The sequence below is a fragment of the Pedobacter sp. WC2501 genome, assembly GCF_052682415.1.
Genome location: NZ_JBQZFI010000001.1, coordinates 2,493,568 through 2,507,600, shown reverse-complemented (window position 1 = coordinate 2,507,600; position 14,033 = coordinate 2,493,568). Strand labels below are relative to the sequence as shown.

General features: G+C 38.9%; 14 protein-coding genes. 4 read left to right on the top strand and 10 right to left on the bottom strand.

Going from position 1 to position 14,033, the window contains the following annotated elements:
- Together ACUN24_RS10660 and ACUN24_RS10655 are read left to right on the top strand one after the other, a co-directional pair.
- Positions 1-399, top strand: a complete 399-nt coding sequence (locus ACUN24_RS10660; protein ID WP_445562476.1) for an META domain-containing protein — start codon at positions 1-3, stop codon at positions 397-399.
- Between the two features lie 75 nt (positions 400-474).
- Positions 475-1,392 carry a YihY/virulence factor BrkB family protein gene (locus ACUN24_RS10655; RefSeq protein WP_445562475.1) on the top strand — a complete coding sequence of 306 codons (918 nt, stop codon included), beginning with the start codon at positions 475-477 and terminating at the stop codon, positions 1,390-1,392.
- A gap of 35 nt (positions 1,393-1,427) precedes the next feature.
- Here ACUN24_RS10655 and ACUN24_RS10650 read toward each other — a convergent pair whose 3' ends face one another.
- From ACUN24_RS10650 to ACUN24_RS10635, 4 genes are all read right to left on the bottom strand, one after another.
- Complete coding sequence (locus ACUN24_RS10650) at positions 1,428-1,907, bottom strand: MarR family winged helix-turn-helix transcriptional regulator (RefSeq protein ID WP_445562474.1); 480 nt, start codon at positions 1,905-1,907, stop codon at positions 1,428-1,430.
- Positions 1,908-2,060: 153 nt separating this feature from the next.
- On the bottom strand, positions 2,061-2,480 hold the full coding sequence (locus ACUN24_RS10645) for an organic hydroperoxide resistance protein (protein ID WP_445562473.1): 420 nt from the start codon (positions 2,478-2,480) through the stop codon (positions 2,061-2,063).
- 203 nt (positions 2,481-2,683) lie between these two features.
- A complete protein-coding gene (locus ACUN24_RS10640) occupies positions 2,684-3,274 on the bottom strand; it encodes a porin family protein (protein ID WP_445562472.1) in 591 nt (196 codons plus the stop codon).
- Positions 3,275-3,286: 12 nt separating this feature from the next.
- On the bottom strand, positions 3,287-3,583 hold the full coding sequence (locus ACUN24_RS10635) for a hypothetical protein (protein WP_121282359.1): 297 nt from the start codon (positions 3,581-3,583) through the stop codon (positions 3,287-3,289).
- A gap of 131 nt (positions 3,584-3,714) precedes the next feature.
- Here ACUN24_RS10635 and ACUN24_RS10630 point away from each other — a divergent pair, with 131 nt between their 5' ends.
- Positions 3,715-4,866, top strand: coding sequence for a tetratricopeptide repeat protein (locus tag ACUN24_RS10630; RefSeq protein ID WP_445562471.1), 1,152 nt, complete (start codon positions 3,715-3,717; stop codon positions 4,864-4,866).
- On the opposite strand, the gene ACUN24_RS10625 is transcribed toward ACUN24_RS10630, so the two are convergent.
- From ACUN24_RS10625 to ACUN24_RS10605, 5 genes are all read right to left on the bottom strand, one after another.
- Complete coding sequence (locus tag ACUN24_RS10625; RefSeq protein WP_445562470.1) at positions 4,863-5,324, bottom strand: DUF4268 domain-containing protein; 462 nt, start codon at positions 5,322-5,324, stop codon at positions 4,863-4,865. The genes ACUN24_RS10630 and ACUN24_RS10625 overlap by 4 nt on opposite strands.
- Before the next feature lie 521 nt (positions 5,325-5,845).
- Positions 5,846-8,491: a family 78 glycoside hydrolase catalytic domain gene (locus ACUN24_RS10620; protein WP_445562469.1), complete on the bottom strand. Its 2,646-nt coding sequence runs from the start codon at positions 8,489-8,491 to the stop codon at positions 5,846-5,848.
- Between the two features lie 171 nt (positions 8,492-8,662).
- Complete coding sequence (locus ACUN24_RS10615) at positions 8,663-9,247, bottom strand: riboflavin synthase (RefSeq protein WP_445562468.1); 585 nt, start codon at positions 9,245-9,247, stop codon at positions 8,663-8,665.
- Between the two features lie 165 nt (positions 9,248-9,412).
- The gene (accC, locus tag ACUN24_RS10610; RefSeq protein ID WP_445562467.1) at positions 9,413-10,924 is read right to left on the bottom strand and encodes an acetyl-CoA carboxylase biotin carboxylase subunit; all 1,512 of its coding nucleotides are present in this window, start codon (positions 10,922-10,924) and stop codon (positions 9,413-9,415) included.
- 103 nt (positions 10,925-11,027) lie between these two features.
- Positions 11,028-12,053 carry a threonine aldolase family protein gene (locus ACUN24_RS10605; RefSeq protein ID WP_445562466.1) on the bottom strand — a complete coding sequence of 342 codons (1,026 nt, stop codon included), beginning with the start codon at positions 12,051-12,053 and terminating at the stop codon, positions 11,028-11,030.
- 221 nt (positions 12,054-12,274) lie between these two features.
- Here ACUN24_RS10605 and ACUN24_RS10600 point away from each other — a divergent pair, with 221 nt between their 5' ends.
- Positions 12,275-13,135 (top strand): N-acetylglucosamine kinase, encoded by an 861-nt coding sequence (locus tag ACUN24_RS10600; protein ID WP_445562465.1) that lies wholly within the window; start codon positions 12,275-12,277, stop codon positions 13,133-13,135.
- 203 nt (positions 13,136-13,338) lie between these two features.
- On the opposite strand, the gene ACUN24_RS10595 is transcribed toward ACUN24_RS10600, so the two are convergent.
- On the bottom strand, positions 13,339-14,028 hold the full coding sequence (locus ACUN24_RS10595; protein WP_090982558.1) for an NUDIX hydrolase: 690 nt from the start codon (positions 14,026-14,028) through the stop codon (positions 13,339-13,341).
- Positions 14,029-14,033 lie beyond the last annotated feature (5 nt).

Genomic DNA, 14,033 nt, shown 5'->3' with positions numbered 1-14,033 from the left:
ATGAAACACCTTATTTACTGTGGAATGCTGATCTTATTATTGAGTTCCTGTAAAGAAAAATTAGATCCGGCAAGTTTTACCAATACCAAATGGGAATTAACGGAGCTGCCAGGATTAACTTTACCTTCAACAGCAAAAGCAACGCTAAACTTTGCTGACAGCCTTAAAATCAGCGGAAAATCGTTCTGTAACAATTATGGTGGACAGGGAGAAATTGCTGATCATAAAATAACCGTTAAAAATGTTTTTAACACAAAAATGTTCTGTCAGGAAACTGATGCTGCTGAACGCGCATACTTACACGCACTTAATCAGGTTAATAGTGCTAAAATAGCTGAGAACAAACTATATCTGTTAAATGGCGATAAAACCTTAATGGTTTTCAGCAAAACAAACTAGAATCTTTACATACATAAAAAAGGCTGAACAAAGTATTTTTACTATTTTCGGCCTTTTGAGTTTAACGCAGGAGTAATGCCATCGATAATACAAGATCTGAAGTTTTTTTTCTCTACCATAAGAAAAGCATTTAATTTATTTCAGCAGAATGATCCCTTACGTTTGGCCGGTGCTACTGCATTTTTTACCAATTTCGCTTTACCCCCAATATTAATTATCCTGATCAGGCTTTTCGGTATGTTTACCGATAGAAGGCTATTGGCTACACACCTGTTCGAACGTTTGGCTAGTATTCTAGATAATGAAAGCATTTTACAGATCAGAACTACATTAAGAAATATCCGGGGAATCGATCAGGCCTGGTATGTTACTTTGTTCAGTTTTATATTTTTCCTTTTTGTAGCTACCACCCTATTCAATGTGATTAAAAATTCTTTAGAACAGATCTGGAATATCGGCCAGAAAGATAAAAAAGGGATCATCAGCACCCTTAAATCAAGAGCTATATCCGTTACCATTATTTTATTGGCTGGGATATTATTCTTTATAGGCTTGCTGGCCGATAGTGTGCAGGCTTTTATTGGAGCCTACCTAAAAGACGGTGCTCCTTCTTTCGGATTAGTCTTAACTTCTATCATCAACCAATTGGTTTTTGTAGTCATCGTAACCACCTGGTTTACCATACTTTTCAGGTATTTAACAAACGGGCGTCCAACCTGGAGGGCAGCAATTTCGGGAGGCCTGTTAACCGGATGCCTTTTTACAGTAGGAAAATATATTTTAAGGATTTTATTGCCATTGAGTAACATCAGTAATATTTATGGATCGGCTGGATCCATTATCGTAATTATGCTTTTTGTATTCTACTCTTCATTGATATTCTATTTCGGCGCTTCATTTATAAAAGCATTGAGCGTTGGAAGGGCTACTCCAATTATCCCGAAAAATGGGTCGTTTGCTTATGAGCTGACCGAAGTTGAACCAGAAAAATAAGGCTGAATGCAGCCTTTTTAATTGGTAAACCTAATTTATGCCGCCAGGTTTTTGATCAGTTTATCAAGCAGGGTTTTCAATTGGATAATTTCTTCAAGGTTTATACCCAGATGATCGCCAAGCTGAGCCCGTAAAACCGGTGCTTTTTCTTTCAATGCCAATCCCTTTTCTGTAAGCGAGATCACAATACTTCTTTCATCTTTTAATGACCTCACGCGTTCCACAAGTCCGGTTTCCTGCATGCGTTTAAGCAAAGGGGTTAAAGTGTTCGATTGCAACATCAATTTCTGAGAAAGCAAGCTTAGGCTAACGGAATCGTTTTCCCATAACACCATTAATACCAGATATTGCGGATAGGTTATACCTAAGGTATCAAGCACAGGCTGATAACATTTGGTTACTAACCTCGAAGCAGCATAAAGTGGAAAACACAATTGATTTTCCAATTTTAAAGACTCATCTATTTCCATCGCAAGTTTTTCTTTAACAATAAAATATTCAGCTAAGTAAATCATTTTCTCCGAAACTTGCTTTTGAATACAAAGATCGGTTGTCAATTTAGCTAGAACAGAGCAGAGAAATCTTTAAGGTATTTTAAAAACTTCTCCACTACTGTCGAAATGACGGCCCATTTTTATCTGTCATCACGCCTATGCTTAATTCTATAATTAAATTACTTCCAATTTAACATCAATGTTTCCACGGGTCGCATTTGAGTATGGACAGATCGTATGCGCTTTCTCTACCAATTGCTGAGCCTGTGTGGCTTCAATACCTGGGATATGCACCTGTAAGGAAACGCCTAACTTGAAGCCTCCTTTTTCATCTGGGTGCAGCGAAACATTTGCTTTAACGGTAGAAGGCTCTTCCGGCTTCACTTTATCCTGATGCATCACTAAGTTTAACGCACTATCAAAGCAGGCCGCATAACCCGCAGCAAAAAGCTGTTCAGGATTAGTATAACTCTCACCAGTACCACCTAGTTCCTTCGGCATTCTTACTTCAAGTTCTAAAACACCATTTTCACTTGTTATTTTTCCATTACGTCCGCCAGTTACGGTAGCGCTTGTTTCATACAACGTTTTCATATTCTATTTTTTTTATTTGTGTCGCAAACGATTATATCGTTTACGACACAAATGTAATCAACAATTTTACAAAAGCAAATTTTATCATTTAAAAATCCTGCTATAGCCTTCCCACATAGGTAGAAATAATACATTCAGGAAATCTAAGGCATAAAAAAAGGTGTCCATTTTTAATGAACACCTTTCTATCTTAATAATTTTTCTTACAGAATCCTATAACCTAAACCAACAGTAAATAAATTTAGCTTAGTACCAGGATAACCAGCTTTGTTTATTTTTGAAAGGCCAAGTTCGTAACGTGCATCAAAGCTTAGTTTTTTAAGGTCTAAACCTGCACCAAACTGCCAGGCTAAGGCTTGGTTTTTAAAATCGGCACGGAAAACACTCCCTGTAGCCTGCGCAAGGCTCTGGTTTTCATCTAATATCAAGGAGAACATTGGCCCCGTGTTTAAACGGAGTCCGATACCGGCGGCACCAAATTTTGTACCCACCAATAATGGAACATCTAAACTTGTAAAACGTACTTTATTTACTTCTCCCGTTGATTCATTTACCAAATCTGCTTTCTTTCCCGACACATAAAGTTCAGGTTGGAAGTAAACGCCTGCTGCACCTACCCTAGCCCAAAGACCACCGTAAAAACCAGTACGGTTATTACTGTTAAAAGTGTTTTCACTATCAAATTTCGAAAAATTTGCACCAGCTTTAATGCCCAGCTGGAAAGACGGTAATACCTGTGCGCTAGCAAATAAGCCAACAAGCAAAAAGGCAACGGTTAAAGATAAAAATTTCATATGCGATTAAATTTAGCTGGTGGCATTGTTAATGGCTTCTTGTTCTTTTAAAGCATCAACATTGTTTTTATCACCAAAGTTTTGTGTTTTACCCGCAAAGTAATCTAAAATTCCTGAGATAGTATCTAAGTTATCTGCTAAATTTTGATGAATATCAGGTAAATCTTTTTCCAGGCGACTATCACCCAGTTCGATATTATCTACTTCAATTTTACCAATCTTTTGAATAAGTGCCTGCTGAGAATTTTGTAAATCTTCCAGTTCACGCACAATCTTTTCCATTAATTCAAACTTCTTTAAAGTATTCATAGGTCTTATTTTTTAGTTCAACTATTCTGTATAAACCCCTTACCCCCTATTTTGTTTTGTTTCCCTAATTTTTTAAAAACGGATTTGGAATTATCAAAAGCAACTAATAAATTAGTTAAATATTAACCATTATGAAAAAACTGCTCACATTACTGGCATTGCTTTATTTAAGTATAGGTATTTACGCACAAAACGTAACTGTAATCGATAAAGAAAAACTTTTCGACCTCTATCAGACCCAGCGCTATGCCGATGCTGCTCAATACCTCAAGGGTATTTATGGAGAAGAAGTGAAAGATTTCAAAACCCTCAGCCAGATTGGTTATTGTTTTTTAATGGCAGGTAATAATGTAGAAGCCGAAAAATTTTACAGCAAAGCCTATGCACTGCAGCCACAAAGCCTGCCTATTCTTTTTAGTCTAGGCAATATTAATAGCAAAAGAGGTAATACCGAAAAGGCTAAACTGTATTACGGCGAAATTGTAAAAATAGATAGCAATAACTTTAATGTATACAAATTGCTGGCCAATCTTTACCCCATGCCTACCGATTCAATGAAATTTATTTACCTGTTAAAGGCTAATCAGATCAATCCATTGGATGGGGATGTTGCTGCTGATCTGGCCGAGGTGCATTCCGCTTATCAGCGATACGAAAAAGCTTATAACGTGCTCGATATTGCCATTAAAGGAGATAGCGATAACCTGGTGTTGCAAAGGGCTAAGCTTCCTATTGCAAACCAGCTTAAAAAGTACAGCGAAGTGATTGCATCGGGAGAGAAACTATTGAAAGATGGTGCCGATGCAGGGGTGATAAAAGATGTGGCAAAGGCCAATTATTACACCAAAAAATACCAGAAAGCGATTGATCTTTTTAAATTGTTAGAAGTTGCAGCCATGGAGAATGAGGCAACTTTATATTATACATCACTCAGTTACCGGGCACTAAAGAATTATCCACAGGCGGCTATTTACACTAAGAAAACCATAGATGAAGCCATTTCACCCAATACTTCCAGCTATTATTCTTTATTGGGATTGGTTTATGAAGAAAACAACCAGTTAACATTCGCGAACGCCGCCTACAAGAAAGGACTGCAGTTTAAAGCAACGCCAACCCTATATTATCGTTTGGCGGTATTTTACGATACCAGATTAAAACAAGGGAAAAATGCACTTAAATATTATAACCTCTACTTAAAAAGTAAGCCCAACTTGACTGATGATAAAGAAGAAATTAAATTTTCAAAGGATAGGATTGCACAGCTAAATCTGGCTGATTAAACCAAATCTTCGAAAACAGGTTTTACATTATCCCAAAATTCATCTAAGGCAATTATTCTGGGTTTAAAAAAGGAGATTAAAGTAGGCCAGTGCTGTTGATTAAAAATGCTTACTCCGGTAATGCTAATGGAAATCTGAGATACTGTTTTACCAAAATCATCGGTTGCATCTTTAATCCAATCCCATTCTTCGTTTACGGTATTAGTAAACAGGAGCTTAAATTCTTCAAATTGTTCGAAGATAAGATGCCTGATTTCAGAATCAGGATGCGAGAGTTGAATGCTGATAAATGCCTTCTTACCATCAACATCCATTTTAAAGAAGATGTTCTTCACACCAGTCTTGTAGTTCGTCCAGTTTACGGTCGAACCGCTCGCTGAAGGGACAGGTTTCATATATTGCCCAAAACTGATCCAAAACTGTTGGCGCAAACGGGCTGCTTCTTCTTTACTGTACATTTATTTTTAGATCGGTAAGCGAGATATCATAAATTAATTTCAATTCGAATTGTCACGTTGAGCCTGTCGAAACGCCTACCATATATTGTGCTGGCCCTTCGACAAGCTACCATTGACGTTATTTTAAAAATCATTATTAATCAACACTTTAATTACTTTAGTATTTCCACCCAGCTAGGCCATAGTACGGTATCTCCGTTCTACTTAAATCCGGCCTAACAAATTTTTCGGGCTGCACTGTCCAAGCCAACCTACTAGCTTCGAAAGAAAAATTTTCAGCCGGCAGTTTTTGTTTTTTCATATGTGTTTATATTTTTAATGGCATTCAAGCTAGCTTCGCTGGTCTTTTTGATGCCAAAAAGAAAGAGCCCTTCGGCGGCGGCGAGCCGAGGCAAGACCGAGCCCTGGGACAAGAGAAGAAAATTATACGTCACCCATATTGATTTTAAACAATTAATTAACCCTCAGGATGACAAATCTATATATTCATCTCTTTTAACACGAAGCTGCAATATTAGCGATTAATATTTGCATTCAAAATGATAGCTCCCTGATCCTATTTCTTCTTTTTTATCTGCTTTTGGCAATACTACTGTAGCACTTGCATTGGCTGGCACTGTTACATCCAGTTTAAAAATGCCATTTACAATGGTCCATGCTGATTTAACCGTACCATAAACCGTTTCCAGTTCTGCTGAAGCATTGGTTAATTTCCCACCTGGTCTTGGTGCAATTAAAATGTTTTTGTAACCAGGTTGCGCTGATACAGGATTAATACCTGCAATATTTTTATACATCCAATCGCCAATGGCGCCATAAGCGTAGTGGTTAAAAGAATTCATATCCGCTGTTTGAAAAGAGCCATCTTGTTTAATGCCATCCCAGCGCTCCCAAATGGTGGTTGCTCCCATTTTAACAGGATATAACCATGAAGGGTAACTTTCCTGCAATAACAGATCATATGCTACATCTTCGTGCCCAAAACGGCTTAATACATGACAAAGATATGGTGTACCCAAAAAACCCGTAGTCAGGTGGTTCCCGTAATCCCTCACATTATCTACCAGTCTTTGTGCGGCCTGTGGACGTAAGTTTTCAGGTAGCATATCAAACTGTAAAGCCAGTACGTATGCCGTTTGCGTATTAGAGATCAATTTGCCACTAGGTGTCATATTCTCTTTGATGTAAGCTGTTTTAATCTGTTCTAACAGCGAGTTGTATTTCGTTACGTCGTCTGTTTTACCCAATACCTTTGCGGCATTTATCAGCAACTGGGTGGAGTGTGCGTAAAATGTCTGGGCAATCATATATTTATCCGTCACTGCGGCGCGTCCATCGTTATCATCATTTGGCCGGTAAAACAACCAATCGCCAAAGTGGAACCCCGTATTCCAAAGGTTATTTTTTGCTACAGAAGAAATATAATCGACCCACTTTTTCATGCTGCTATACTGTGTTTCCAAAATCCCTTTATCTCCATATGATACATACATATCCCAGGGAACAATGGTAGCCACATCAGCCCAGCCTGCAGAACCTGCATCATTTTGGTTCAGCACATTTGGAATTACAAATGGAACACTACCATTTGGAAGCTGATCTGCAGCAACATCTTTTAACCATTTGGTAAAAAAGCCAGATACATCCATGTTATATGCTGCAGTTGAGGCAAATGCCTGCGCATCCCCTGTCCATCCTAAACGTTCATCTCTTTGCGGACAATCTGTTGGCACATCAACAAAATTCCCCTTCTGTCCCCAGCTAATATTATGCTGCAATTGATTTAGTAAAGGATTGGAGGTGCTGAATTTCCCACTGGTTTTCATGTCCGAATAAACAGCTACTGCGGTAAGGTCTTCCAACTTGAGCTCACCAGGGTATCCGTCTATTTTGACGTACCTAAAGCCCTGAAAAGAAAAATGAGGTTCGAATACCTGCTCGGTTCCGTCTTTTAAAATATAATTGTTCTGTTGCTTGGCCGACCGGAGGTTAGTGGTATAAAAATTCCCTTCTTTGGTTAATACCTCAGCATGGCTAATGGTAATTTTGGTACCTGCCGCACCTTTGGCTTTTAACATTACCCAGCCCACTAAATTCTGTCCGAAATCGACTACAGTTTCGCCCAAAGGTGTTTTAAATATTTTTAAAGCTTTAAATTCTTCATGTTTAGTTACCGGCGGCCCGCTCATTCCAATCAATTTCTCTGCCCCCATAGCCTGTTCTTGCACAGGTTTCCAGGTAGTATTTTCTTTAAACCCGATATTATTCCAGCCGTTGAGTTCTAATCGGGCATCGTAGGTTTCACCATCATAAATATTGGAGGCCAATATCGGCCCATAACCTGTTTTCCAGCTATTATCCGTTACGATGGTTTCTTTGCTTCCATCAGTATATTCAACTTCCAATTGCATTAACAATGCCCTGGTATCGCCATAAAATTGTTTTTGATTACTAAAGCCTATACGCCCTTTATACCAGCCATCGCCTAGTGAAACACCAATTACGTTGGCGCCTTTCTTCAGCGATTGCTTAACATCGTAAACCTGGTACTGAATATGGTCTTTATAACTTGTCCATCCTGGAGCAAAATAAGCGTTTCCAATGCGTCCGCCATTAATATTGGCCTCATACAACCCCTTAGCAGTAATGTAAGCCATGGCAGATTTTACTTCTTTTTTAAGATTAAATTCTTTTCTAAACAGTGGACTAGCGAGTGAAGTATCTTTACCTTCTACTGTGATCCATTTCGCGTTCCAATCTTCAGGCTTTAAACCCGTTTGAAAATATTGCACCGGTGACCACGAGGAAGTATTTCCACGGTTATCTTTTACCCTAACCTGCCAGTAATATTTGGTTTTAGATGATAATTGAGACCCATTATAAGCAACCAGAACCGATTGATCATTATTTACAGCAGTTTTCCATAAAACTTTGTCAATTTTTGACGAGGTACCCAGCCTGATTTCGTAGTTTTTCTGTTTGGTGTTTTTTGCAGTTGAAATAATTTTCCAGCTAAATCTGGGTTTAGGATTATCAATACTAAAAGGATTTACCAAATGCTCAACAGTTAAATCTTTTACCGAAATTTTCTGTGCTAAAACATTGGTTGTAAATAAAAAGAATAAAGCAAGCGTAGCTATTATGCCTGAGGTATGGAAATTGTTCATATTGGTTAGCGTTAAATTTTTTAGTCTTAACACTACTATATTCAGCAATATAATTCAACCAACCATCCTGCACTGTTATGAAAAAATAAACGTTCCCACAACGTCAATAATTCAATAAAACACTATTTATCAAATACTTAAATCAAAAAAATCATAACAAAAGAATATAGCTTATCGGTTCATTAATCGGGCAACATATTTGCCGATGATATCGAACTCTAAATTTACGGTATCGCCAACTTCAACTTCCTGTAAATTGGTATGTTCGAAAGTATAAGGGATAATAAATACCGAAAATTCGTCGTCTGCAGAATTTACAACAGTTAAGCTGATACCGTTTACACAGGCAGAACCTTTTTCTACAGTTACATTTCCCGCTGAAGCATCATATCTGAAGCGGTACTCCCAGCTACCGTCCAGTTCTTCGCGTTTTATGCAAACTGCAGTCTGGTCTACATGTCCCTGCACAATGTGGCCGTCTAATCGGGCATTCATCTGCATACAGCGTTCCAGGTTAATTTTACTGCCCACTTTTAAATCCCCTAAATTGGTTTTGTTAAGGGTTTCATCAATTGCGGTAACCGTATGTGTTCCATCATTCAGCGCCACTACCGTTAAACATACGCCGTTATGGGCTACACTCTGATCGATTTTCAGCTCATGGCTGATTGCAGACGAGATGGTAAAGTGGATATTGGTATGGTCGTTTTTAATGGCAGTAACCTCGCCAAGTGTTTCTATAATTCCTGTGAACATTTTATGTTTCTCTTTTTTCTACACTTCATTCCCGCGCAACTGTTCGTCATTGCGAGGCACGAAGCAATCTTAATGCGTTCGCTACTAGCGACAGTTGTAAGATTGCTTCGTCGGCTAAAAAAGCCTTCTCGCATCCGACAGCTATCGGATGACAATTCATCTATTCTAGTATTTCAATCTATTTTTTCTCCAATCAGAGCTATTTTTAACAACCACATCACCCAACTTCCCCTCTTTCTTTTCAAACAGTTTTGCAGCAATTACTGCGGCAATCAACGCTTCTGTTTCATCCTGTACCTTTAAACTTTCGGGCTTAAAGTATTTGCCTACAAAATGCGTATCAAAATTACCCGTTTTAAAAGCTTCGTGCTGCATGACAAACTTACCAAAACCCAAAGTAGTTTCTATCCCCGTAATATCATATTCTTCGATAGCCCTTACCATTCGCTCTATGGCTTCTTCCCTATCTTTTCCGTAAGTGATCAGTTTTGCAATCATCGGATCATAATAAATCGGGATTTCCATGCCCTGCTCAAAGCCATCATCAACCCTTACTCCATTGCCTTTAGGTGTGCTGTAGGTCTGCAAAACACCAATATCAGGCAGAAAATTATTGGCCGGGTCTTCGGCATAAACCCTAAGTTCGATGGCATGTCCACTGATTTTTAAGTCCTCCTGACTAAAGCTCAATTTTTCGCCAGAGGCAATTTTTAGCTGTTCTTTTACCAGATCTATACCTGTAATCAGCTCAGTTACCGGGTGCTCCACCTGCAAGCGGGTATTCATTTCCAGGAAAAAGAAATCGAGGTTCTCATCCAAAATAAACTCAACCGTACCAGCTCCGGTATAATTTACCGAACGGGCTACATCTACCGCGCATTTTCCCATTTGCTGCCTGATTTCTTCAGTTAAAACAGCTGACGGGGCTTCTTCTACTACTTTCTGATGACGCCGCTGCACAGAACATTCCCGTTCAAAAAGATGAATAATATTACCATGATTGTCGCCCAGAACCTGTATTTCGATGTGCCTTGGAGAGGTAACATAACGTTCGATAAAAACAGCTCCATCACCAAAGGCTGAAGTAGCCTCACTTACGGCAAGCTGCATCTGCTCTTCAAAATCTTCAGCCCGCTCTACAATACGCATTCCCTTACCTCCACCACCTGCAGCAGCTTTGATTAATATCGGGAAACCAACTTCGATTGCTCGCTGTTTTGCCTCGTTTACATCCTGAATAGCTTCTTCCGTTCCGGGAACCATCGGGATGTTGTATTTTAGTGCTGCTGCTTTTGCAGATAATTTGTTACCCATGGTTTCCATAGCTTGCGGCGAAGGACCAACCAGAATGAGTCCGGCATCGGCAACCTTTTGTGCAAAATTTGCATTTTCTGATAAAAACCCATATCCCGGATGAATGGCTTCAGCACCTGTTAGTTTACAGGCAGCGATAATTTTCTCACCGACCAAATAACTCTGGTTAGAGGGAGCCGGACCAATACAAACTGCCTCATCGGCATAACGTACATGCAGTGCATTCCGGTCTGCTTCAGAAAAAACAGCAACCGTTTTAATCCCCATTTCCTTTGCCGAGCGCATAATACGCAAAGCAATTTCGCCACGGTTAGCGATTAAGAGTTTGGAGATTGGGGTATGGGGTTTGGAGTTTTCGGGCATTTTGGTTAGACTTTGTGTATATGCAGATTGTAAATGAACTACCTGACTATTGACCATGAACTATAAAACTATTGACTTCGGACTCCTGACTTCGGACCTCCTACTAATACAAATGTAATATTATTTCAATAGCCTGATCAATCATTTCAGGGCTTAAATCCAGGTGTGTTACCAAACGAATGGTGCTGGCACTGGTAGTATTGCAATGCAGTCCTTTTTCCTTTAACTGGCTTACAATTTTATCTGCTGATCCTTTTTCTACTTCGAAAATAACAATATTGGTTTCAACAGGCATTACTGATTTTACATATTTTGCGGTCGTTAAAGCATTAGCCAAAGCTTGCGCATGTGCATGATCATCTTTCAGACGTTCTACATGGTTATCAAGCGCATAAATACCGGCCGCGGCTAAAAATCCGGCCTGGCGCATGCCTCCACCAAAAGCTTTCCTGATTTTACGCGCTTTATGGATCATTTGTTTGCTTCCTAATAATACAGAACCCACTGGTGCACCGAGCCCTTTAGATAAACAAACCGAAATGCCATCAAAATATTTACCATATTCGCTTGCCTTGTCGCCAGTGGCCGTTAGTGCATTAAAAATACGCGCACCATCTAAATGCAGCTTTAGTCCTTTTATATTACAAAGGTGATGAATAGGCGCAATCTGTGATAAGGTATAACAGCTTCCGCCACCTTTATTTACTGTATTTTCCAAAACAACCAAACTGGAGTTCGGATAGTGGATATTATCTTCGTTAATTTCAGGTTCTATCAGCTCTGGCGTCAAAATTCCACGTTCGCCATGCAACAGCCTTACCGATGCCCCGGAGTGGAAGGCAATGCCCCCAATTTCGTAACGGTAAACATGTGCAGTCTGATCGCAGATTACCTCGTCCATAGGCTGGGTAAAACACTTGATTGCAATCTGGTTGGTCATCGTTCCCGACGGGCAAAATAATCCGGCTTCCATATTAAAGGTAGAGGCCAATTTTGTTTCCAATGTATGCACCGTTTCATCTTCGCCAAAAACGTCATCGCCCACTTTTGCATTCATCATCGCATCCAACATCCCCGCAGTTGGTTTGGTTACCGTATCACTCCTGAAATCTAAAAATCTGTTGTTCATTTCACTATCTGCTTGTAAAATATTGTTGACGTTAAAAAAAAAGACCAATGCCTTTTCTGGTATAATTTTAAGGTTTTTCGGCCATTAAATGCCTTATATAGTGTATTTTTTACACACTTAATTTTCGACAACAACAAATTGTTAAAAAATTATTAAAAAAAAGGATACAAAATATAAGACTTTTTATACTTTTATCGTGCTAAAACCAAAAAATAAATAAAATGATAGTAATTGCAGACGGCGGATCTACCAAAACAAATTGGTGTTTGATTAACGAGGCCGGCAGAAAAATTTACTTTAACACCGAAGGTTACAATCCATATTTTTCTAAAGGAGAGTACATTGTAAAGTCTTTGAATGAGACTCTTCCAGACCACTTGGAAAGAGAGAAATTAACAGCAGTTTATTACTACGGTGCCGGCTGTTCAACACCTGCAAATGTTAAAATTGTAGCTGATGCTATGCAAGAGATCTTCGTTAATGCAAAAATCTTTGTTGGCCACGATTTACTTGCTTCATCTAGGGCACTCCTTGGTAACGAACCAGGATTTGCTGCTATTTTAGGAACAGGAACAAACTCATGCCTTTATGATGGATCTGAAATTACCATGAACATCGATTCATTAGGTTATTTCCTGGGTGATGAAGGTAGTGGTTCGTACATCGGTAAACGTATTTTAAGCGATTACATGAAAGGTTATATGCCGAAAGGATTACGTGAAGCTTTTTACGATAATTATGCTTTAACCAACGAAGATATTTTCGATAACATTTACAATAAGCCATTGCCAAACCGTTTCTGCGCAAGCTTTAGTAAATTCTTATACGATTTTAAAGATAATTACGAAGATTATGCTTTTGCTACCATTGATTATGCTTTTACTGCATTTTTTGAAGCTTTGGTAATCCACTACCCTAACTACAAAGACCACAAATTAAACTGTGTGGGTTCAGTAGGTTATAGTTTCCGTGATATTTTAAGTATCGTAGCCGATCGCTATGAAATGGGCGTGGGTAAAATTATCCGCTCACCTATAGATGATTTGGTGCATTACCACCTGGAGTTAGCGCCTAAGGCTTAGTCTTCAGTCAGTCCTAAGTCTGGAGTCTTTAGTCCAGAGTCATATAAGGTATAATAAATATACAAGCAAAAAAAATCCCGGTTTGAAATCTCAAACCGGGATTTTTCTATTTATAAAAGGCTATGCTGCTTTGATCTTTAGTCTTTCAGCGCTCCGCTATCTCACGTTCTCAAATCTCACATCTCAGATCTAGTGTCTCACATCTAAAAAGAAATCTCCTTACCAAAAAGTTTCGCGTATTTACGCTTATCAAAGCGGTACAAAGTAGCTGCACGGTACGATACACCTTTTTGTTTTTCGTCTAGTTCTTTTAATACCCCGAAACTTACAATCTTCTTTCTAAAGTTGCGTTTATCGAGTTTTTTACCTAAAACAAGTTCATATACATGCTGCAATTGTGTTAAGGTAAATTTTTCAGGCAGGAGTTCGAACGCAATAGGCTGGTGTTTAATCCGGCGTTTTATTTTTTCTAATCCTTTATCATAAATTTTCTGGTGATCAAAAGCTAATTTGGGCAGATCGGTAATCGGTAACCAATTGGCCCGCTTGGCATAGGTACTGATCGGGCGTAGTTCTTTATCTCCACCCAAACGGATCAAAGCATAATATGCCAAAGTAATTACCCTACCTTGCGGGTGCCTATTCGGATCGCCAAAAGCGTAATACTGCTCCATGTAAATACCGCGCAAACCGGTAAGCTCGTACAAAATCCGGGAGGCTGATTGATCTAAACTTTCATCAGGGCCAACAATATTACCTGGCAATGCCCACCAATCTTTAAATGGTTCTTCATTCCTTTCGATTAGCAGGATTTTTAATTCCTTACCATCAAATCCAAACAAAACGCAATCTATCGAGAATACAGAATCTAAATGAGGTAAAATTTGTTCCAAAGTAA

Bases quoted from the DNA above. Each gene is read 5' to 3' on its own strand.
- ACUN24_RS10660 (WP_445562476.1), top strand. From the start codon at position 1: ATGAAACACCTTATTTACTGTGGAATGCTGATCTTATTATTGAGTTCC.
- ACUN24_RS10655 (WP_445562475.1), top strand. From the start codon at position 475: ATGCCATCGATAATACAAGATCTGAAGTTTTTTTTCTCTACCATAAGA.
- ACUN24_RS10650 (WP_445562474.1), bottom strand. From the start codon at position 1,907: ATGATTTACTTAGCTGAATATTTTATTGTTAAAGAAAAACTTGCGATG.
- ACUN24_RS10645 (WP_445562473.1), bottom strand. From the start codon at position 2,480: ATGAAAACGTTGTATGAAACAAGCGCTACCGTAACTGGCGGACGTAAT.
- ACUN24_RS10640 (WP_445562472.1), bottom strand. From the start codon at position 3,274: ATGAAATTTTTATCTTTAACCGTTGCCTTTTTGCTTGTTGGCTTATTT.
- ACUN24_RS10635 (WP_121282359.1), bottom strand. From the start codon at position 3,583: ATGAATACTTTAAAGAAGTTTGAATTAATGGAAAAGATTGTGCGTGAA.
- ACUN24_RS10630 (WP_445562471.1), top strand. From the start codon at position 3,715: ATGAAAAAACTGCTCACATTACTGGCATTGCTTTATTTAAGTATAGGT.
- ACUN24_RS10625 (WP_445562470.1), bottom strand. From the start codon at position 5,324: ATGTACAGTAAAGAAGAAGCAGCCCGTTTGCGCCAACAGTTTTGGATC.
- ACUN24_RS10620 (WP_445562469.1), bottom strand. From the start codon at position 8,491: ATGAACAATTTCCATACCTCAGGCATAATAGCTACGCTTGCTTTATTC.
- ACUN24_RS10615 (WP_445562468.1), bottom strand. From the start codon at position 9,247: ATGTTCACAGGAATTATAGAAACACTTGGCGAGGTTACTGCCATTAAA.
- accC (WP_445562467.1), bottom strand. From the start codon at position 10,924: ATGCCCGAAAACTCCAAACCCCATACCCCAATCTCCAAACTCTTAATC.
- ACUN24_RS10605 (WP_445562466.1), bottom strand. From the start codon at position 12,053: ATGAACAACAGATTTTTAGATTTCAGGAGTGATACGGTAACCAAACCA.
- ACUN24_RS10600 (WP_445562465.1), top strand. From the start codon at position 12,275: ATGATAGTAATTGCAGACGGCGGATCTACCAAAACAAATTGGTGTTTG.